Origin of the sequence: Pseudomonas sp. NFACC51 (assembly GCF_900103575.1) — a bacterium.
GTDB classification, from domain to species: domain Bacteria; phylum Pseudomonadota; class Gammaproteobacteria; order Pseudomonadales; family Pseudomonadaceae; genus Aquipseudomonas; species Aquipseudomonas fluorescens_Q.
Map to the genome: position 1 here is coordinate 259,564 of NZ_FMXH01000003.1, position 20,014 is coordinate 279,577.

The 20,014-nt window shown below is 62.6% G+C and carries 20 protein-coding genes; 9 read left to right on the top strand and 11 right to left on the bottom strand.

What is annotated here, in order from left to right; all coding sequences use genetic code 11:
- Positions 1-146: 146 nt before the first annotated feature.
- Positions 147-1,343: a class I SAM-dependent rRNA methyltransferase gene (locus tag BLT00_RS08095; RefSeq protein ID WP_003206543.1), complete on the bottom strand. Its 1,197-nt coding sequence runs from the start codon at positions 1,341-1,343 to the stop codon at positions 147-149.
- Positions 1,344-1,454: 111 nt separating this feature from the next.
- Positions 1,455-1,994, bottom strand: coding sequence for a type 1 glutamine amidotransferase domain-containing protein (locus tag BLT00_RS08100; RefSeq protein WP_063323944.1), 540 nt, complete (start codon positions 1,992-1,994; stop codon positions 1,455-1,457).
- 232 nt (positions 1,995-2,226) lie between these two features.
- On the opposite strand from BLT00_RS08100, the gene BLT00_RS08105 reads away from it, so the two are divergent.
- The 3 genes from BLT00_RS08105 to BLT00_RS08115 are packed head-to-tail and all read left to right on the top strand — an operon-like array spanning position 2,227 to position 4,258.
- Complete coding sequence (locus tag BLT00_RS08105; protein WP_170845996.1) at positions 2,227-3,042, top strand: HDOD domain-containing protein; 816 nt, start codon at positions 2,227-2,229, stop codon at positions 3,040-3,042.
- A 30-nt stretch (positions 3,043-3,072) separates the two neighbouring features.
- Positions 3,073-3,885, top strand: coding sequence for a bifunctional DNA-formamidopyrimidine glycosylase/DNA-(apurinic or apyrimidinic site) lyase (mutM, locus tag BLT00_RS08110; RefSeq protein ID WP_003206537.1), 813 nt, complete (start codon positions 3,073-3,075; stop codon positions 3,883-3,885).
- 52 nt (positions 3,886-3,937) lie between these two features.
- The gene (locus BLT00_RS08115; RefSeq protein ID WP_092150036.1) at positions 3,938-4,258 is read left to right on the top strand and encodes a multidrug transporter; all 321 of its coding nucleotides are present in this window, start codon (positions 3,938-3,940) and stop codon (positions 4,256-4,258) included.
- 161 nt (positions 4,259-4,419) lie between these two features.
- Here BLT00_RS08115 and BLT00_RS08120 read toward each other — a convergent pair whose 3' ends face one another.
- The 5 genes from BLT00_RS08120 to BLT00_RS08140 form a co-directional block, all read right to left on the bottom strand.
- On the bottom strand, positions 4,420-4,671 hold the full coding sequence (locus BLT00_RS08120) for a YfhL family 4Fe-4S dicluster ferredoxin (RefSeq protein WP_003206534.1): 252 nt from the start codon (positions 4,669-4,671) through the stop codon (positions 4,420-4,422).
- Between the two features lie 137 nt (positions 4,672-4,808).
- Positions 4,809-5,288 carry a pantetheine-phosphate adenylyltransferase gene (coaD, locus tag BLT00_RS08125; protein ID WP_003177462.1) on the bottom strand — a complete coding sequence of 160 codons (480 nt, stop codon included), beginning with the start codon at positions 5,286-5,288 and terminating at the stop codon, positions 4,809-4,811.
- A 251-nt stretch (positions 5,289-5,539) separates the two neighbouring features.
- The gene (locus BLT00_RS08130; protein WP_063323947.1) at positions 5,540-7,135 is read right to left on the bottom strand and encodes a GMC family oxidoreductase; all 1,596 of its coding nucleotides are present in this window, start codon (positions 7,133-7,135) and stop codon (positions 5,540-5,542) included.
- Between the two features lie 84 nt (positions 7,136-7,219).
- Positions 7,220-7,765: a twin-arginine translocation pathway signal protein gene (locus tag BLT00_RS08135; RefSeq protein ID WP_092150039.1), complete on the bottom strand. Its 546-nt coding sequence runs from the start codon at positions 7,763-7,765 to the stop codon at positions 7,220-7,222.
- A gap of 27 nt (positions 7,766-7,792) precedes the next feature.
- Positions 7,793-9,223 (bottom strand): coniferyl aldehyde dehydrogenase, encoded by a 1,431-nt coding sequence (locus tag BLT00_RS08140; RefSeq protein ID WP_092150042.1) that lies wholly within the window; start codon positions 9,221-9,223, stop codon positions 7,793-7,795.
- A gap of 148 nt (positions 9,224-9,371) precedes the next feature.
- Between BLT00_RS08140 and BLT00_RS08145 the strand changes: the two genes are divergently transcribed.
- Complete coding sequence (locus BLT00_RS08145; RefSeq protein ID WP_003206524.1) at positions 9,372-10,043, top strand: TetR/AcrR family transcriptional regulator; 672 nt, start codon at positions 9,372-9,374, stop codon at positions 10,041-10,043.
- A 33-nt stretch (positions 10,044-10,076) separates the two neighbouring features.
- Positions 10,077-10,931 carry a sulfurtransferase gene (locus tag BLT00_RS08150; RefSeq protein WP_092150045.1) on the top strand — a complete coding sequence of 285 codons (855 nt, stop codon included), beginning with the start codon at positions 10,077-10,079 and terminating at the stop codon, positions 10,929-10,931.
- Between the two features lie 131 nt (positions 10,932-11,062).
- Here the strand turns inward: BLT00_RS08150 and BLT00_RS08155 are convergent, their stop codons facing one another.
- Genes BLT00_RS08155 through BLT00_RS08170 form a run of 4 tightly spaced genes read right to left on the bottom strand, consistent with a single transcriptional unit; the run spans position 11,063 to position 15,542 of the window.
- Positions 11,063-12,061 carry a hydrolase gene (locus BLT00_RS08155; protein ID WP_092150090.1) on the bottom strand — a complete coding sequence of 333 codons (999 nt, stop codon included), beginning with the start codon at positions 12,059-12,061 and terminating at the stop codon, positions 11,063-11,065.
- Between the two features lie 31 nt (positions 12,062-12,092).
- The gene (rsmD, locus tag BLT00_RS08160; RefSeq protein WP_092150048.1) at positions 12,093-12,704 is read right to left on the bottom strand and encodes a 16S rRNA (guanine(966)-N(2))-methyltransferase RsmD; all 612 of its coding nucleotides are present in this window, start codon (positions 12,702-12,704) and stop codon (positions 12,093-12,095) included.
- Positions 12,704-14,194: a M16 family metallopeptidase gene (locus tag BLT00_RS08165; RefSeq protein WP_092150051.1), complete on the bottom strand. Its 1,491-nt coding sequence runs from the start codon at positions 14,192-14,194 to the stop codon at positions 12,704-12,706. The genes rsmD and BLT00_RS08165 overlap by 1 nt, the downstream gene beginning before the upstream one ends.
- Positions 14,187-15,542, bottom strand: coding sequence for a M16 family metallopeptidase (locus tag BLT00_RS08170; RefSeq protein WP_072346190.1), 1,356 nt, complete (start codon positions 15,540-15,542; stop codon positions 14,187-14,189). Before BLT00_RS08170 ends, BLT00_RS08165 begins: the two co-directional genes overlap by 8 nt.
- A gap of 344 nt (positions 15,543-15,886) precedes the next feature.
- Between BLT00_RS08170 and ftsY the strand changes: the two genes are divergently transcribed.
- From ftsY to rpoH, 4 genes are all read left to right on the top strand, one after another.
- On the top strand, positions 15,887-17,320 hold the full coding sequence (gene ftsY, locus BLT00_RS08175; RefSeq protein WP_092150054.1) for a signal recognition particle-docking protein FtsY: 1,434 nt from the start codon (positions 15,887-15,889) through the stop codon (positions 17,318-17,320).
- Positions 17,317-17,988: a cell division ATP-binding protein FtsE gene (gene ftsE / locus BLT00_RS08180; protein WP_003177474.1), complete on the top strand. Its 672-nt coding sequence runs from the start codon at positions 17,317-17,319 to the stop codon at positions 17,986-17,988. The genes ftsY and ftsE overlap by 4 nt, the downstream gene beginning before the upstream one ends.
- Entirely contained in the window at positions 17,985-19,007 is a 1,023-nt protein-coding gene (ftsX, locus tag BLT00_RS08185; protein WP_063323955.1) for a permease-like cell division protein FtsX, read from the top strand. Before ftsE ends, ftsX begins: the two co-directional genes overlap by 4 nt.
- Before the next feature lie 112 nt (positions 19,008-19,119).
- The gene (gene rpoH, locus BLT00_RS08190) at positions 19,120-19,974 is read left to right on the top strand and encodes an RNA polymerase sigma factor RpoH (protein WP_003177476.1); all 855 of its coding nucleotides are present in this window, start codon (positions 19,120-19,122) and stop codon (positions 19,972-19,974) included.
- Positions 19,975-20,014 lie beyond the last annotated feature (40 nt).

The following is a 20,014-nucleotide window of genomic DNA, read 5'->3' on the forward strand; positions in this document are numbered from 1 at the left end:
TGGGGGGACTCCTACAGACGTTTGCTACTTATTGACTTTTGCGCCAGGGACTTATTCAGGCACGCAAAAAAACGCAGCCAAGGTTGCGGTCAGAATGCAATTGGAGTGCGCGGGGCACAGCGCTACGGCACTGGCCCCGCCTGGCCTCAGCTGTTGGGCAACAGCCGGCAGGTGATGCTCTTGATGTAGCGGGTTTCGGCAATGGCCGGGTGTACCGGATGGTCCGGCCCCTGGCCGCCGCGTTCGAGCAGTTGAATGTTGCGGTCCAGGTGACGAGCGCTGGTCAGCAGGATGTTTTGCAGGTCGTCTTCGGGCAGGTGCATCGAGCACGATGCGCTGACCAGGATGCCGTCCTTGCTGAGCAGGCGCATGGCTTGTTCGTTGAGGCGGCGATAGGCGCCCTCACCGTTTTTCAGGTCTTTCTTGCGCTTGATGAAAGCGGGTGGGTCGGCCACGATCACGTCGAAGCGTTCTTCGCTGGCCTTGAGCTCCTTCAGGGCTTCGAACACGTCGCCTTCGATGCAGGTCAGCTTCTCGGCGAAGCCGTTCAGCGCGGCGTTGCGCTCGACACCGTCGAGGGCAAAGGCCGAAGCATCGACGCAGAACACTTCACTGGCGCCGAACGCTGCGGCTTGCACGCCCCAGCCGCCGATGTAGCTGAACAGGTCCAGGACGCGCTTGCCCTTGGCGTACGGGGCCAGGCGTGCGCGGTTCATGCGGTGGTCGTAGAACCAGCCGGTTTTCTGGCCTTCCATGACCGGCGCTTCGAACTTCACGCCGTTCTCTTCCAGGGCGACCCACTCCGGCACCAGGCCGAACACGGTCTCGACGTAGCGGTTCAGGCCTTCGGCGTCACGGGCTGCGGAGTCGTTCTTGAACAGGATGCCGCTGGGCTTGAGCACCTGGGTCAGGGCGGCGATCACGTCGTCCTTGTGGGCTTCCATGGTGGCAGAGGCGATCTGCACCACCAGGATGTCGCCGAAACGGTCGACCACCAGGCCTGGCAACAGGTCGGAATCACCGTAGACCAGGCGATAGAACGGCTTGTCGAACAGCCGCTCGCGCAGGGACAACGCCACGTTGAGGCGGTGCACCAGCAGGGATTTGTCCAGCGGCAGCTTCACGTCGCGGGACAACAGCCGGGCGCAGATCAGGTTGTTGGGGCTCATCGCAACGATGCCCAGCGGCTTGCCGCCGGCGGCTTCGAGGATGGCCTGGTCACCGGCCTTGAAGCCGTGCAGCGGGGTGGCGGCTACATCGATTTCGTTGCTGTAGACCCACAGGTGGCCGGCGCGCAGGCGACGGTCGGCGTTGGCTTTGAGGCGCAGGCTAGGCAGGGACATGACGTCGCTCCGGAAAAAAGAGCGGGAGTATACCGTGTTGCAACCGTGGCGGGGCTGGTGGTGGACATGTGGTGAGGAAGCGGGCTCCCTCACCACGGTATCGGGCAGGTTTCAGGCGGACAACGCGCTGATCAACTCGCGGTTGAACGCCGGAATGTCATCGGGCTGACGGCTGCTGATCAACGTGCCGTCCTTGACCACTTCCTTATCGACCCAGTTCGCGCCGGCGTTGACCAGGTCATCCTTGAGGGTCTTGTAGCTGGTCATGGTCTTGCCCTTGACCAGCCCGCTCGACACCAGCAACCAGCCGCCATGGCAAATCACCGCAATGGGCTTGCCCGCCGCCTCGAAGCCCTTGACCAGTTTCTGGGCATCGGTGTCGATGCGGATGGTGTCGGAGTTCTGCACGCCACCGGGCAGCACCACGGCGTCGTACTGTTCGACATTGGCCGCCTTGAAGGTCAGGTCGATCCGAAAGTCGTCGGCCGGCTGGTCATGGTTCCAGCCTTTGACCTGGCCTTCGCGGGCCGAAACGATGTCAACTTTGACGCCGGCCTGTTCCAGCGCCTGTTGGGGGCCGGTCAGTTCGGCCTGTTCAAAACCGTCGGTCACGAGGATGGCGACACGTTTGTTGTTCAGGGAGCCAGGCATGAAAAATCTCCTCAAGCTGAGTGGCTGGGTTGCCGACTCAAGCCTTATGCAGGCTTGGCTGTCGGCCCTGTAAGGTCCGAAGCCAATGCCTGAAGGAAAGTTCCGCCGATCTACCCGGCGGTGTATCGGATCCATCTTTAAGGGTTAGAATCCCCGCCTGACACCGGAGTGTGTACTCATGTCCAAAGAACTTTCCGCCGAACAAATCCAACAGTCCTTGCAAGGCATCAGCGTGCCGCCCCAGCCGCAGATCATGGTGGATCTGCAGATGGAGCAGTACATGCCCGATCCGGACCTGGAGACCATCGCCAAGCTGATCTCCCACGATCCGGGTCTTTCCGGGGCCTTGCTCAAGATCGTCAACTCGCCGTATTACGGCCTGCGCAACAAGATCACCTCGATCCAGCGAGCGGTGAATCTGCTGGGCAGCCGTTCGATCATCAACCTGATCAATGCGCAGTCGATCAAGGGCGAGCTGCACGACGACGCCATCGTGACCCTGAACCGCTTCTGGGATACCGCCCAGGATGTGGCGATGACTTGCCTGACCCTGGCCAAGCGCGTCGGCCTGGAGAACGGTGACGAAGCCTATGCGCTGGGGTTGTTCCACGATTGCGGGGTGCCGTTGATGCTCAAGCAGTTCCCCAGCTACATGGGCGTGCTGGAAGAGGCCTACGCCAATGCCAGCGCCGAGTGCCGGGTAGTGGACACCGAGAATCGTGAGTTCAACACCAACCATGCGGTGGTCGGTTACTACACTTCCAAATCCTGGCGCCTGCCGGATCACGTCAGCCAGGCCATCGCCAACCACCACAATGCCCTGGCGATTTTCAGCGACGAGTCTTCACGCAATAACAGCCAGTTGAAGAATCTGCTGGCGATCCTGAAGATGTCCGAGAACATCTGTGCGTCCCACCGGGTGCTCGGCAATCAGGCCGAAGACCACGAGTGGGATTGCGTCGGGAGCCTTGTGCTCGATTACATCGGGTTGTCGGAATACGACTTCCAGACCCAGAAACAGGAAATTCGCGACCTCGCCACTCGTTGAGTGCGGGGCTTCGCCTGATTCGAGAGCCTCATGCCAGAACTGCCGGAAGTCGAAACCACCCGTCGCGGCATCGCGCCCCATCTTGAAGGCCAGCGGGTCAGCCGCGTGGTGGTCCGCGACCGCCGCCTGCGCTGGCCGATCCCGGAAGATCTCGACGTGCGCCTTTCGGGCCAGCGCATCGTGCAGGTGGAGCGGCGGGCCAAGTACCTGTTGATCAATGCCGAGGTCGGCACGTTGATCAGCCACCTGGGCATGTCCGGCAACCTGCGCTTGGTGGAAGTCGGCATGCCGGCCGCCAAGCACGAGCACGTCGACATCGAGCTGGAATCCGGCCTGGCCTTGCGCTACACCGACCCTCGCCGCTTTGGCGCGATGCTCTGGAGCCTCGACCCGTTCAATCACGAGTTGTTGATTCGCCTTGGTCCCGAGCCGTTGACCGACCTGTTCGATGGCGAACGATTGTTCCAGCTCTCGCGGGGGCGGTCCATGGCGGTCAAGCCGTTCATCATGGACAACGCGGTGGTGGTGGGGGTGGGCAATATCTACGCGACCGAGGCCCTGTTCGCCGCCGGCATCGACCCGCGCCGGGCCGCCGGAGGCATTTCCCGGGCGCGTTACCTGAAGCTGGCGATCGAGATCAAGCGCATCCTCGCCCATGCCATCGAGCGCGGTGGCACCACGCTGCGGGACTTTATCGGCGGGGATGGCCAACCCGGCTATTTCCAGCAGGAACTGTTCGTCTACGGCCGGGGCGGGGAGCTGTGCAAAGTCTGCGGCACGGGGCTGCGGGAAATCCGCCTGGGCCAGCGCGCCAGCGTCTGGTGTCCACGCTGTCAGAGCTGATTTGTCCTACGGTCTATAGTCAGTAGTATTGATTTAGCCGAAGGATCGCCCGATGAAACTGCTTCGACCTGTCGTTCTAGCGCTGCTGCTGAGTGTCGGTTTGCCTGCCCTGGCAAGCGAAGGCAGCGGCGATCCGCGCTACACCATCCAGAACCCGCCGGCCTTCGCCATGCTCGGCGACCTGCTGATTGCTCGTCCGCTGCTGCTCGCCGCCACGGTGATTGGCGCCGGGGCATTCGTGGTGTCGTTGCCCTTTACCGCGCTGGGCGGCGGGGTCGGCGATGCGGGGAAGGCGTTGGTGGTGGACCCGGCCAGGGCCACGTTCGTGCGATGCCTGGGGTGTGTGGGGGAGGGGTTTGAGCGGCAGGAGTGAGGCCGGCAACTGAGTCTTGGTGCTGCTGATGGCCCCTTCGCGAGCAAGCCCGCTCCCACAAGGGATTTGCTTAAGATACACATGCTGTGGACATAGCCGATCTCTGTGGGAGCGGGCTTGCTCGCGAAGAGGCCCGCACAAACGCTACAGAGGCTTCTGGCTCAAGCTTTGCCAGTAATCTTGCGATATTTCGCCATCAACTGTTCTTCAGTTTCCGGATGAGCCTCGTCCAGGGGGATGCAATCCACCGGGCAGACCTGTTGGCACTGGGGTTCGTCGTAATGGCCGACACACTGGGTGCACAAGTTCGGGTCGATGACGTAGATCTCTTCGCCTTGGGAAATGGCCTCGTTCGGGCATTCGGGTTCGCAGACGTCGCAATTGATGCAGTCGTCGGTGATGATCAGGGACATGCGGGCTCCTGCCGGGGCGTTGGGCCCGGGCATATGAAAAACGTATGGGCGCAATTGTGCCGCATTGGCGAGCGCAGTGCACGCGGGCGCGATGGACTGCGCTGTGCCGGGCTGCGAAGCGGGTCGCAGCCCGCGGGTTATTTCTTGAAGCGCAGGGTTAGCGCATCGGCCACGGCCGGGTGGACGAACTTGGTGATATCACCGCCCAACGCCGCGATTTCCCGGACCAGGGTCGAGGAAATGAAGGAATAACGCTCCGACGGCGTCAGGAACAGGCTCTCGACGTCCGGTGCCAGTTGGCGGTTCATGTTGGCCAGTTGGAACTCGTACTCGAAGTCCGAGACCGCCCGCAGGCCGCGCAGGAACACATTGGCGTTCTTTTCCTTGGCAAAGTGCGCCAAAAGCGTCGAGAAGCCGACCACTTCCACGTTGGGCAGGTGCTTGGTGACCTCGCGGGCCAGTTCCACACGTTGTTCCAGCGGGAACAGCGGGTTTTTCTTCGGGCTGGCGGCGACGGCAATGATCACGTGGTCGAACAGGCGCGCGGCGCGTTCGACCAGATCGCCATGGCCCTTGGTAATAGGGTCGAAGGTACCTGGGTACAACACTCGGTTCATCGCGTCGTCCTGGCGGGAGTCCGTTGGGGAGTCGGATGGTATCGCAGCCTTCTCGGTCGGCCAAGTCGGCTGTTGCGTAAGAAAGCACTATAGACGGTGCGAATAATCCGGATATTCAGATGTTCGGTAAGCCCGTGGCGAGGGAGCTTGCTCCCGTTTGAGCGCGAAGCGCTCACAAAATGGGTCTGCTGCGCAGCCCAGCGGGAGCAAGCTCCCTCGCCACGGGTTCGTTGTTTTTTTCAATAAATGGTTCATGGGTTTTTCAGGCGTTCGGCCAGGGCCGTCGCTAATTGCGCGGTCAGCCCATACACCGATAATTGCGGGTTGGCGCCGATGCTGGTGGGGAACAGCGAGCCGTCATGGATCGACAGGTTGCCCAGTTGGTGATGGCGGCCAAGGCTGTCGGTGACAGCGGTTTTCGGGTCTTCCCCCATGGCGCAACCGCCCATCACGTGGGCGCTGCCCAGGCGTGTGCGGTACAAAGCCAGGTCGAGTCCGTCGATCAGTGTGCGGGCTTCGGCCAGGGTCTTAACGTAGCGGGCATCGCTGTGCAAGGGCATGACCGCCTTGGCGCCGCCGGCAAACTGGATCTCGGCCATGCTGTGGAAGGCCCGGCGCAAGCCATCCCAGGCATACGGCGTAACGGGATAATCGAGTACGGGCGTGCCGTCGCTGCGCAATTCGACGCTGCCGCCGGGGCTGTCCGGATGAAAGCCGTCGCGCAACAGTGCCAACATGGCGTGGGTATGGGGCAGTCGGGACATGTGCAAGGCGTTCTCGGGACCGAACCCGCCCAATAGCGTCGCGGCCAGGGCCGGGTGCAAGGGCGGGACTTCAAGCTTGTAGGACATTTTGCCGGTGGTGCCGTCCTGCCATTGGAAATGATCCGAATAAATCGATTGCGGCGCGCCGTAGAACGGGTTGATGACCTCGTCGAATTGCCCGGCGGACATGTTCACCAGATGCAGGAAGGTGCGTTTGCCCAGGCGTCGATGTGGATCCGGCGCGTCGGAGCGCAGCAGCAGGCCTGGACTGTTGATGCCGCCGCCCGCCAACACATAATGCCGCGCCTTGACGGTGATGCGCCGCCCTGTCGGCGCCACGCAACGCTCGTCCATGGCTTGGCACTCGAGGCCGATGACGGCATCGTTTTTGATCGTCAGACGCTCGGCCCGCGCCAGGTAAAGCAGCGCGCCGCCCTTGTCCAGCGTGGCCGGGATGGTGGTGACCAGCATCGACTGCTTGGCGTTGGTCGGGCAGCCCATGCCGCAATAGCCCAGGTTCCAGCAGCCGCGTACGTTGCGCGGGATGACGTGCCAGGCGTAGCCCAATTGTTCACAACCTTTGCGGATCACGTCGTTGTTGGCATTGGGCGGAATCAGCCACGGCGCCACGCCCAGGCGTTGTTCCATCTGCGTAAACCAGGGCGCCATTTCAGCGCGGCCGTGGCCTTTTACGTTGTGCTCGGCAGCCCAGTGGTCGAGGGTCTGGTCGGGCGTGCGGAAGCTGGAGGTCCAGTTGATCAGCGTCGTGCCGCCGACGGCCCGGCCCTGGAGAATGGTGATGGCGCCGTCCTTGCTCATGCGCCCGAGGCCTTCCTGATACAGGCTGCTGTAGGCCTGGTCTTCGAGCAGTGTGAAGTCATGACTGGTCTTGAGCGGACCTTCCTCGATCAGTAACACGCGGTAGCCGGCGGCGCTGAGGATTTCGGCCGTGGTGCCGCCGCCAGCACCGCTGCCGACGATGGCCACGTCCGCTTCCAGGGTCAGGTCCTGGGTCAGTTGCGCACCGTTGTAGGTGGTCCAGCCACGGGCCAGGCCTTCGCGGAAGGGATCGGGTACGGGCATGTGCAGGGTTCTCTTATTATTATGGATTGACGATGAAGAACCCTGTGGGAGTGGGCTTGCTCCCACAGGAGTTGGGCCTGGCTTTCAAATCTTGGGCGGTCCTGGATACCCGCAGTGCGCCCAGGCTTCGGATTGGGTGTACCAGGCCATCATCACCAGTTGCAGCAACGAGCTATGGCCTTGACGCAGCAGATCCAGCGAACTGTTTTCCCACCGCCCGAGGAACTGGTGGATGTCATCGGCGCTGGCGTTTTCCCACGAGCCCCAGACCCCGGTCAGCGGCCCACGGGTAATGCCCAGCGTGAGCACGTCGAACAGCTGGCGCGTGAGTTTGAGCATGGCGGGGGACAGGTGGGCCAGGCTGCTGTCCAGGCTTCGCAGGGTCGCGTCCGTGGCGGTACTAATCTGTCCGGCGGCCACTGCGCCGTCCAGCATCACGGGGATGACGCTGCGTAAAAATGGCAGGTCGCTGTCGCGCAGGGCCGCCAGGCCGTTGCTCGGTTGGCTGGGCGAGCAACCGCTCAGGCTGGCGCCCAGGCCGACGGTGGCCAGGAAGGCGCTGGCGCCGAGGCTGAACGTCAGCAGGCCGCGCCGTGACAGCGCGGGTGTATCGGTGAGGCTTGGGTTCATTATTGTTATTACCCGGGAAGAGGCGCGTCAGCGGACAAACAGCTTCTGGATCAGTTTCTGCAAAGGCTTGCCGTAGGGCGGATAAATCAGCTTCGCGGCGTTGAATCGCTGTTTGGTCAGCACGCCCTTGGCCTTGCTGAAGGTCAGGAAACCCTCATGTCCGTGGTAATGCCCCATTCCCGAGGGCCCGATGCCGCCGAACGGCAAGTCGTCCTGGGCGACGTGCAGCAGCGTGTCGTTCAGGCAGACACCGCCGGAATGGGTTTCATGGAGTACACGGTTCTGTTCGGCCTTGTTGTAGCCAAAGTAGTAGAGCGCCAGCGGGCGGGGGCGCTGATTGATGTAGGCGAACGCCTGATCCAGATTGTCATAGGGCACGATGGGCAGCAGCGGGCCGAAGATCTCGTCCTGCATGACGGTCATCTCGTCGCTGACGTTGAGCAGCAGGCTGTGGGCCATGCGGCGGTCCTGGCCCTGGTCGAACAGTTCGATCAGCAGCGCGCCCTTGCTGGTGGCGTCGCTGATGTAGCCGTTGAGTCGCGCCAGCTGTCGTTCGTTGATGATTGCTGTGTAGTCCGGGTTGTTCGCCAGGGTCGGATAAAACCCGCGTACCGCCTCGCGATAGGCCTCAACGAACTCGCCGACGCGATTCTGCGGTACCAACACGTAGTCCGGGGCGACACAGGTTTGCCCGGCATTCAGGGTTTTGCCGAAGGCAATGCGTTCGGCGGCATCCTTGATGGGGATATCGACCGACACGATGGCTGGCGATTTCCCACCCAGCTCCAGAGTGACCGGGGTCAGGTTTTCGGCAGCGGCCCGCATGACATGCTTGCCGATGCTGGTGGCGCCGGTGAACAACAGGTGATCGAAGGGCAGCTTGGAAAACGCCATGCCGATTTCCGCCTCGCCAAGCACCACGCAGACCAGGTCCTGGGGGAAGACCCGGGCCAGCAATTGCTTGAGCAGCAAGCCGGTCGCCGGTGTCGATTCGCTGAGCTTGAGCATCACCCGGTTGCCCGCAGCCAATGCCCCTACCAGCGGCCCGATGGCCAGGAACAGTGGGTAGTTCCATGGCACGATGATGCCGACCACGCCCAACGGCTGATAGATCACTTTGGCCGATGCCGGTTGAAAGGCCATGCCCACCTTGCGCCGGGAGGGTTTCATCCAACCCTGGAGATGTCGGCTGGCGTAATGGATACCGTGCAGGCTCGGCATCAGCTCGGCCAGCAGTGTTTCGTCGGCGCTGCGGTGGCTGAAATCCTGGCTGATGGCGTCGATCACGGCTTGTCGTTCGTTGCTCAATACCTCGCGCAGTGCCTTGAGCCATTGTCGGCGCTGTTCGGCCGGTGGCATTGGATGGGCGGCGTAGGCCTGGCGCTGGGCATCGAAGAGCGACCGCAGCTCGTCCAGTTGTTGTTGAGACTCGTGCAGGTAGGCAACGTCGGCAGGCATCGTCGGGCACCGGATATTATTAGAGTGGGTGTTTTCTAGAGCTTATACTCTAGAAAGTCAATGGCATCCGTAACGGCGATGGGTTTTTCCTGTGACCGATAGGTCGTAAGATGCCGATCAATGCCTTCGTCGAATTAAAGCCCAAACCATGGCCCCACGAATGAAAACCAGCGAGCGCATCGTGCAAAACAGCCTCGAGCTGTTCAACCAGCAAGGCGAGCGCAGCGTCAGCACCAACCACATTGCCGCCCACATGGACATGTCCCCAGGCAACCTCTATTACCACTTCCCCAACAAGCAGGCGATCATCGCCGTGCTGTTCAGTGAATACGAGAACCTGGTGGACAGCTTCCTGCGCCCGCCCCAGGGCCGTGCGGCCACGGTGGAGGACAAGCGCTTCTATTTGCAGGAGCTGCTGGCGGCCATGTGGCGCTACCGTTTTCTGCACCGGGACCTGGAACATCTGCTTGACAGCGATCCGGACCTGGCGGCGCGCTATCGACGGTTTTCCCAGCGCAGCCTGATCCACGGCACCGCTATTTATGAAGGTTTCGTTGCCGCCGGCATCCTGAAGATGGACCGGGTGCAGATCGAGTCCCTGACCCTCAATGCCTGGATCATCCTCACGTCCTGGGTGCGGTTCCTGTGCACCACGCGGGAAAACTTCAGCCACCTGAGCGAGCAGGCCATCAAGCGTGGCGTGTACCAGGTACTGGTGTTGGAGGCCGGGTTCGTGACCGATCAGGCCCGCGAAGAGGTGGATGCGCTGTTCAAAGAGTATTACGTCCCCCTGGCCCAGACCCTGGAGGAAGGGCAGTAGGACCGACCCCCGACTTAGCCACAGGAGTTCACCATGCCCATTGCGCAACTCATCAGCCCTCAAGCCCTCGAAGAGCGGCGATCACAGCCGGGGCTGGTCATCCTCGATTGCCGTTTTGCCCTGGAAGACCCGGATTATGGCCAGCGCAGTTATGCCGAAGGCCACATCGCCGGTGCGTCGTTCGCAGACCTTGAACGCGACCTGAGCGGGGCGGTGACCAAAGGCGTGACCGGGCGTCATCCGCTGCCGGAGCCGGGGGCCTTGATCGAGCGCCTCAAGGCCTGGGGAATCGATAACGACAGTGATGTCGTGCTGTACGACGACGGTCCCGGTGCCTATGCCGCGCGGGGCTGGTGGTTGCTGGCCTGGCTGGGCAAGCGCGATGGCGTGTACATCCTCGACGGCGGGCTCAAAGCCTGGCATGCCGCCGGCTTGCCCTTGAGCCTGGATCCGCCGCAGAACAGTCGCGGGAACTTCAGCGGGGCACCGGACGCGAGCTTGGTGCTCAGCGCCCAAGCGCTGCAACAACGCCTCGGCCAACCGGACATGACCCTGCTGGATGCCCGGGCGTTGCCGCGATTCAAAGGTGAAGTCGAGCCCATCGACCCGATAGCCGGGCATATCCCGGGCGCCCAGTGCGCGGCGTTTACCGATAACCTGGGCGCCGATGGGCGCTTCCTGCCGGCCGACCAGCTCAAGCAGCGCTTCGCCGAAAAACTGGGCGAGCGCTCGCCCACCGACCTGGTGGCCTATTGCGGCTCCGGCGTGACGGCGTGTCATAACCTGTTTGCCTTGTGCCTGGCCGGGTATCCCTTGGGGCGGTTGTACGCGGGCTCGTGGAGCGAGTGGATCAATGATCCCCGGCGGGGCGTGGCGAAGGGCGAGTGATGTGATTGGCCAGGGCGCTTTTGTGTGGCGAGGGAGCTTGCTCCCGCTTGAGTGCGCAGCACTCACCTGAGGGGGCCGCTTCGCAGCCCAGCGGGAGCAAGCTCCCTCGCCACAGAAAACCAAGCCACGGTTCAGCCCCGACCCAGATGGGCCAGCCATGTCGGAATCCGCCGCTCCAGGTAATACCCCGGGCGCCGCAGGGTTCCGTCGACAAACCCCACATGCCCGCCCCGGGCGTGCAGTTCAATCCGGGTCGAGGCGGATAATTCGTCCGGTTCTGGCAGGCTGTGAGGGAACACAAAAGGATCGTCGGCGGCCTGGATGACCAGGGTCGGCGTGCAGATGCCCGCCATGAAATAACGGCTGGAGGCACGGCGGTAGTAATCCGCGGCATCGGAGAACCCGTGCAGTGGCGCCGTCACCCGGCCGTCAAAGTCCCAGAAGGTGCGCATGTTTTCCAACGGGCCAAGCGCTGCCAGGGTCGCCAAGCCTTCGTGGCGTCCGTCGTGCTGGAACTGACGTTGCTTGTTGCGTACATAGGCCACGAGCTGGCGCATGAAATGCGCCTGGTAGAACCTGGAGAATCCTTGGCCGATGCGATCGGCACACTGGTCGAGGCGAAACGGCACCGAGACCGCCACCGCCCCTTGCAACTGGCTGTCGCGGCCGGTTTCCCCCAGATGCTTGAGCAGCACATTGCCGCCCAGTGAATAACCCACCGCAAACAGCGGTGCCAGGGGGCGGCGGGCGCGCAAATGGGTGATGGCGGCGGCGAGGTCTTCGCTGACGCCCGAGTGATAGCTGCGGGGCAGCAGGTTCGGCTCACCCGAGCAGCCACGCCAGTTCAAGGCCGCACTGGCCCAACCCTGGCGACCGAGAGCCTGTTGCAGTCCGGCCACGTAAGGTGAGTTGGAAGAGCCGGTCAGCCCGTGAAGCACCAGCACCAGTGGTGCCTCGGCGCTGTGGGGGCCGTGCCAGTCAAGGTCGAGGAAATCACCGTCTTCCAGCCACAGGCGCTCGCGTTGGCGCTCGATGTGTGTGGTCTTGCGCCATAGCGGACCCCACAAAGTCTGCAGGTGTGGGTTGCCAAGGCCCGGGGCGGGGACGAAACGCTCAGATGCGGCGGACATCATTATTGTTCTCGATGCACTGGTCAGCCGTTCAGTCAATGTCCTTTGCCAAACGCTGCCACAACGCGTAATACACCCGTCCGGATTTCTGCTCGCGATGCAAGCGCCAATTGCCCGGCAAGCCCAAGGTGGACGGGGCGGTCTCGCTTTCAGTGTAGACCCAGGCATCCTCGGCCAACCACTGACGTTCCTCGAGCAAGGTGCAGACCGTCGGCAACAGGTTTTGGTTGAAAGGTGGGTCGAGGAACACCAGGTCGAAAGGCGTTGCCGGTTGGCTGTCCAGGTAGCGCAGGGCGTCGGCGGTCTGCACCTGGCCGACGGTGCAGCGCAGGGTGCCCAAATGTTCTTTCAGGCTGGAGACAGCCAGGTTGCTGGCGTCCAGCGCCTGGCCCATGGCGGCGCCACGGGACAGGGCCTCGAGAAACAGCGCGCCGCTGCCGGCGAACGGGTCGAGCACCCGGGCACCCGCCACGTAGGGTGCGAGCCAGTTGAACAGGGTTTCGCGCACGCGGTCCGGCGTGGGGCGCAGGCCCGGGGCGTCCGGGAAGCTCAAGCGCCGGCTGCGCCATTCGCCGCCGATGATACGCAACTGGTTCACACCGTTATGCACGGGTTTCTTGCTGGAATTCGATGGGCGGGCCATTAGTGCTCCGGAACTCCGAGCGGCTGCTCGGCAGGTTTGTCAGTGGGGGGCGGCAGCGGCTTTTGCGGCACGCTCGGGCCGGCGGTGACGATGACCATTTTGTCGGTGCTCAGGTGCTTGTTCAGCGCGGCCTTGACCTGATCGACCGTCAGTTCCTGGGACTGACGCATGAAGTCCTCCAGGTAGCTCAGCGGCAAGTCATAGAAGCCCATGGCGCCAAGCTGGCCGACGATATCGGAGTTGCTGGCAGTGGACAGCGGGAAACTGCCGGCCAACTCACGCTTGGCGTCGTCGAGTTCTTTCTGGGTGGGACCGTTCTTGAGGTAGTCGGCGAACACGTCCTGCACCAGTTTCAAGGTGCCTTCGCTCATCTCGGCGCGGGTCTGCAGGTTGATCATGAACGGGCCCCGGGCCTGCATCGGCGTAAAGCCGGAATACACGCCGTAGGTCAGGCCACGTTTTTCCCGCACCTCGGTCATCAGTCGGGTACCGAAACCACCGCCGCCAAGAATCTGGTTACCCAGGGAGACGGCGGCAAAGTCCGGGTCGTCCCGGTCGATGCCCAGTTGCGCGAGCATCAGGTTGGTCTGCTTGGATGGGAACTCGATGTGCTGGACGCTTGCTTTCGGCTCTACCGGCGCCGGGGTTTTCGCCAGGGCCGGGCCCTTGGGCAACGCAGCGGACACCTGGCTGGCGACCGCTTCGGCCTCGGCGCGGGACAAATCCCCCACCAGCGCGATCACCGCGTTGCCGGCGGTGTAGGCCTTGGCGTGGAATGCCCGGGCCTGGGCCAGGGTGATCGCTGGGATGCTTTGCGCGGTGCCGTCGCTGGAATGGGCGTAGGGGTGATCGCCATACAGGCGCTTCATCAGTTCCAGGCCCGCCAGTTTGCCGGGGTTCTGTTTCTGGTACTCGAAACCGGCGAGCATCTGGTTCTTGATGCGGGCGAAGGAGTCGGCAGGAAAGGTCGGTTTGCCGACGACTTCGGCGAACAGCTTCAACGCCGGCTCACGCTTGTCGGCTGCGCTGAGGCTGCGCAGGGACGCCACGGCCATGTCGCGGTAGGCGCCGTTGCCGAAGTCTGCACCGAGGCTTTCGAAACCTTGGGCAATGGCGCTGACGTCCTTGCCGGCCACGCCTTCGTTGAGCATGGCGTTGGTCAGCAGCGCGAGGCCAGGGGCGTCGCCGTCCTGGCTGCTGCCGGCGGCGAAGGTCAGGCGCAGGTCGAACATTGGCAATTCGCGGGCTTCGACGAACAGCACCTTGGCGCCGTCGGCGGTTTTCCAGGTTTGCACGTCGAGCTGGCGGTGGCTGGGGGCTTTACCGTCCAGTTCCGCCAACGATTGCAGCTTGTTGCCGGACTTGGCGTTATCCAATGCCTGGCTGGCGGTGACGTCGGTGGTCGGCGACAGATAGAACGCCAGGGAGCCGGCCAGGACGATGAGCGCCAGGCCGATCAATGCCGGGCGCCGTGATTTGCGCTCACTCATGAGCTTTCTCCTCGGGCAGGACATGCGCAACGCTCAGGCGCGAGCGGGTGAAATACAGCTGGGCTGCCTTCTGGATATCTTGCGGAGTCACGCTTTGTAGTTCAGCGAGTTCGGTGTCCATCAGCTTCCAGGACAAACCGACGGTCTCCAGCTGGCCGATGGCGGTGGCCTGGCTGGTGATCGAGTCGCGCTCATACACCAGGCCAGCGATGACCTGGGCGCGTACGCGTTCCAGCTCTTCGGCAGTCGGGGCGGTGGTCTTCAGTTGATCGAGCAAGCGCCAAAGCCCTGCCTCGGCCTGGGCCATGGTTTTGTTTTTCTGGGTATTGGGCGCCGCCGACAAGGTGAACAGCGAATCCCCACGGGTGTAGGCGTCGTAGTTCGACGAGCCGCCGGACACCAGTTCTTCGCCGCGCTCCAACTGGGTCGGGATCCGACCGCTGTAACCGCCGTCCAGCAAGGCGGAGATCAGTCGCAGGGCATTGACCGAACGCTTGTCGGTCGCCGTGGCGATGCTCGGGACGTTGAAGGCCAGCATCAGGCTCGGCAGTTGGGTCTGTACATGCAGGGTGATCTGGCGTTCGCCGGGTTCGGCCAGCTCCAGGGGAATCTTTGCGGTCGGTACGTCACGCCGGGCCACCGGACCGAAATAGCGCTGGGCCAGGGCCTTGACCTCATCCGGCGTCACATCGCCGACCACCACCAGGGTCGCATTGTTCGGGGCGTACCAGGATTCGTACCAGTGGCGCAGCTCGCCGACGGTCATCCGGTCCAGGTCGGCCATCCAGCCGATGGTCGGCGTGTGATAACCGCTGGCCGGGTAAGCCATGGCCTTGAAGCGCTCGTAGGCCTTGGACATGGGCTTGTCGTCGGTGCGCATGCGGCGTTCTTCCTTGATCACTTCGATCTCGCGGCTGAACTCCTCCGGCGGCAGGCGCAGGCTGGCCATGCGGTCGGCTTCCAGTTCGAAGGCCACGCCCAGGCGGTCGCGGGCCAGTACCTGGTAATAGGCGGTGAAGTCATCGCTGGTGAAGGCGTTCTCTTCGGCACCGAGGTCGCGCAGGATCAGCGACGCTTCGCCGGGACCGACTTTTTCGCTGCCCTTGAACATCATGTGCTCAAGGGCGTGGGACAAACCGGTCTGGCCTGGCGTTTCGTAGCTGGAGCCAACTTTGTACCAGACCTGGGAGACCACCACCGGCGCACGATGGTCTTCGCGCACGACGACTTTCAGGCCGTTGTCGAGGGTAAATTCGTGGGTGGGTTGTGGATCGGCAGCCAAGGCTGAAAAGGGCAGACAAACTGTGCTGAGCAGCAGGCCTGCGGCGCGGCGGGCAAGAGCATTCATTCGTGTTTAAACCTGTTGGGTTGCCTGCTTGGCCTTAGCCTCAGCAGGCGAGGAGGTGCTAGGATACTGATCCGTTTTACTGGCGGCCACGCCTATCGGGCCTTTTATCGGTCCGGGGTTGTCTGGGTTCCCCGGAGAAATGTCGGGTTTACTCGTTGATCCCGGCGTTTTCGCCGATGATGCCGTACCAGTCCTTCGAAAAAATCGACTTTGTGGTGTCCTTGGGACGCTTCGACAAAATGTTGCGCGTGAACAAGCTGGATCAAACGCAGTCTGTTCAGCATTGAATATTTATCACCGAGGCGCCCTTGTGGCGCGTCGCTACCGTGAGATAGCCGTCCTCCATGTTTGGTTCCAACGACGACAAGAAGACCCCAGCTGCGGCTGGCGAGAAAAAAGGCCTGTTCGGATGGCTGCGCAAGAAGCCGCAGGAAACCGTCGTCGAACAGCCACAACCGCTGCCTGAATCCGCCGCCGAGGCAGTGGCCGAAGAAACCGCGCCCATCGTCCTGCCGATTGCCGAGCCGGTGCTGCAACCGGTCGAGCCTGAGCCCGTTGTCGAGCCGGTGGCCGAGCAGCCGCTGACCCCGCCCGCCGAGCAAACCCCCTGGCTGACCTTGCCGGTGGCGGAAGAACCGGTCGCGCTGGTCGAGGAAGCGGCGCCGCATGTCACCCCGCCGATTCCAGCGCCGACGCAGGTTGTCGAGGCGCCAGTCATCGACGCTGTCGTTGAGCCGCCGGTCGCCGTCGTTGCGCCCGTGGTTGCGCAAGCCGCACCTGAGTCGGCACCTGCGCTGTTGGAAACCATCGCCCCCGTCGAGCCCGTCCGTAGCACCGAGGAAAACAAGGTCGGTTTCTTCGCCCGCCTCAAGCAGGGCTTGTCCAAGACCAGCGCCAGCATCGGCGAAGGCATGGCCAGCCTGTTCCTGGGCAAGAAAGTCATTGATGACGAATTACTGGAAGACATCGAGACCCGCCTGCTGACCGCCGACGTCGGTGTAGAGGCCACCTCGGTGATTATCCAGAGCCTGACCCAGAAGGTCGCGCGCAAGCAGCTGACCGACGCCGATGCACTGTACAAGTCCCTGCAGGGCGAGCTGACCAGCCTGCTCAAGCCGGTGGAAAAACCGCTGGTGATCGCCTCGCAGAACAAGCCGTTCGTGATCCTGGTCGTCGGTGTCAACGGTGCTGGCAAGACCACTACCATCGGTAAGCTGGCGAAGAAGCTGCAGCTCGAAGGCAAGAAAGTCATGCTGGCCGCCGGCGACACCTTCCGCGCCGCCGCCGTCGAACAGCTGCAAGTGTGGGGGGAACGTAACAAGATCCCGGTCATCGCCCAGCACACCGGCGCGGACTCCGCTTCGGTGATCTTCGACGCCGTGCAGGCCGCCAAGGCCCGTGGCATCGATGTGTTGATTGCTGACACGGCCGGTCGCCTGCACACCAAAGACAACCTGATGGAAGAATTGAAGAAGGTGCGCCGGGTGATCGGCAAGCTCGACGCCGACGCACCCCACGAAGTGCTGCTGGTGCTGGACGCCGGTACCGGCCAGAACGCCATCAACCAGGCCAAGCAATTCAACCAGACCGTCGAACTGACCGGGCTGGCCCTGACCAAACTCGACGGCACCGCCAAGGGCGGGGTGATTTTCGCCCTGGCCAAGCAATTCGGCCTGCCCATTCGCTACATCGGCGTGGGTGAAGGCATCGACGATTTGCGCACCTTTGAAGCCGAGCCCTTTGTCCAGGCACTGTTTGCCGAGCGGGAGCATTCATGATTCGTTTCGAACAGGTCGGTAAACGCTATCCGAACGGTCACGTCGGCTTGCATGAGCTGAGCTTTCGGGTCCGTCGGGGCGAGTTTCTGTTTGTCACCGGCCATTCTGGCGCCGGTAAAAGTACCTTGTTGCGCCTGCTGCTGGCGATGGAGCGGCCCTCCACCGGCAAACTGCTGCTGGCCGGCCAGGACCTGAGCACCATCAGCAATGCCCAGATCCCTTACCTGCGGCGGCAGATCGGCGTGGTGTTCCAGAATCACCAGTTGCTGTTCGATCGCACGGTGTTCAACAACGTCGCGTTGCCGTTGCAGATCCTGGGCCTGTCCAAGGCCGAGATCATCAAGCGCGTGGATTCGGCCCTGGAGCGGGTGGCCCTGTCGGACAAGACCGACTTGTACCCGGGCGACCTGTCCACGGGTCAGCAACAGCGCGTTGGCATCGCCCGCGCCATCGTCCACCGCCCGGCCTTGCTGCTGGCGGACGAACCCACCGGTAACCTCGACCCGCGCCTGGCGGCGGAGATCATGGGCGTGTTCGAAGACATCAATCGTCTGGGGACCAGTGTGCTGATCGCCAGTCACGACCTGGCGCTGATCGCGCGCATGCGTCACCGCATGCTCACGTTGCAACGCGGTCGATTGATCGGTGACGGGGAGGCTGGCGTATGAGTGCTACTCGCAGCCCAAAAGTGGCCGAACGCGTGGCCCCGAAGGCCTCCGATCCGCAGCCGCAAAAGAAAAAACGCGACGATGACGACGGTCCGGACTTCGCCACGCTGCTGCGCGCCTGGATCGAAAGTCATCGCGCCAGCCTGCTGGACAGCCTGCGGCGCCTGGGCAAGCAGCCTATAGGCAGCTTCTTTACCTGCATGGTGATGGCGGTTGCCCTGAGTCTGCCCATGGGGCTGTCATTATTGCTAAACAATGTCGAGCGCCTGGGCGGTTCCTGGCAGCGCGCGGCGCAGATTTCCCTGTACCTGCAGATGGACGCGAGCCCCGGTGAAGGCCAGGCGCTGCGCGAGCAGATCAAGGCCATGCCGGGCGTAGCCGATGCCGAATACATCGGGCGCGAACAGGCGCTTGAGGAGTTCCAGCAGCAGTCCGGCCTGGGCGAAGCCCTCAAGGAGCTGCCGGAGAATCCGCTACCGGGCGTGGTGCTGGTGACGCCGAATGAGGTCGACAAGCCGACCCTTGAAGCATTAAGACAAAGACTTTCCGAGTTGCCGAAGGTACAACAGGCGCAACTTGATCTAGTCTGGGTCGAGCGTCTTGCGGCGATCCTCAAGCTCGGCGACCGGTTTGTCTTCGGTCTGACGGTGCTGCTGGTTTCTGCATTACTTTTGGTGATAGGCAATACCATTCGTCTTCATATTGAAAACCGCCGCACCGAGATAGAAGTGATTAAACTCGTCGGCGGTACGGACAGTTATGTACGCAGGCCCTTCCTTTATATGGGGGCGCTGTATGGCTTCGGTGCCGGGATTCTATCCTGGGGCGTATTGGCGTTTGGCCTGGACTGGCTGAACGATGCGGTTGTGGGGCTGGCCGGTTTGTACGGCAGTGATTTTGCGCTGGCCGGAGTGCCAGTCGCCGACGGTCTATCGCTCTTGCTTGGCGCGGTGCTGTTGGGTTATATCGGTGCATGGATTGCGGTCGCACGCCACTTGCGTGAGCTTGCGCCAAAATAGAGTTTTTTGCGCGTATTGACCTTTCGGTTTTTGTGGGAACTTGTCCTACGGTTCCCGGTCAATTTTCGCAGTGCTGAACTGCACGAGTTATGTGAGTCGGAGGTTTTTTCGTATGACCACTTCTTTGCAACCTGCTTATGCTCTGGTCCCGGGTGCGAACCTGGAGGCCTATGTGCACACGGTGAACAGCATCCCCTTGCTGACCCCCGAGCAGGAGCGTGAACTGGCCGAGAGTCTCTATTATGAGCAGGATCTTGAGGCGGCTCGGCAGATGGTGCTCGCCCACCTGCGTTTTGTCGTACATATCGCCCGCAGCTATTCCGGCTACGGGCTGGCCCAGGCCGACCTGATCCAGGAAGGCAACGTCGGCCTGATGAAGGCGGTCAAGCGCTTCAACCCGGAAATGGGCGTGCGCCTGGTGTCGTTTGCCGTGCACTGGATCAAGGCGGAAATCCACGAGTTCATCCTGCGCAACTGGCGCATCGTGAAAGTCGCGACCACCAAGGCCCAGCGTAAGCTGTTCTTCAACCTGCGCAGCCAGAAGAAGCGCCTGGCCTGGCTGAACAACGAAGAAGTCCACCGCGTGGCTGAAAGCCTGGGCGTAGAGCCGCGGGAAGTGCGCGAGATGGAAAGCCGCCTGACCGGCCATGACATGGCCTTCGACCCGGCCGCCGAAGCGGACGACGACAGCGCTTTCCAATCGCCGGCCAACTACCTGGAAGACCACCGGTACGACCCGGCACGTCAACTGGAAGATGCCGACTGGAGCGACAACTCCAACACCAACCTGCACGAAGCCCTGGAAGTGCTGGACGAGCGCAGCCGCGACATCCTCTACCAGCGCTGGCTGGCCGAGGAAAAAGCCACGCTGCACGACCTGGCGCAGAAGTACAACGTGTCGGCCGAGCGGATTCGTCAGCTTGAGAAGAGCGCGATGAACAAGCTCAAGGTGTCGATTGCGGCTTGACCTGCGGCAATGCCCTTAAAAAACGCCCCGATCAGCGATG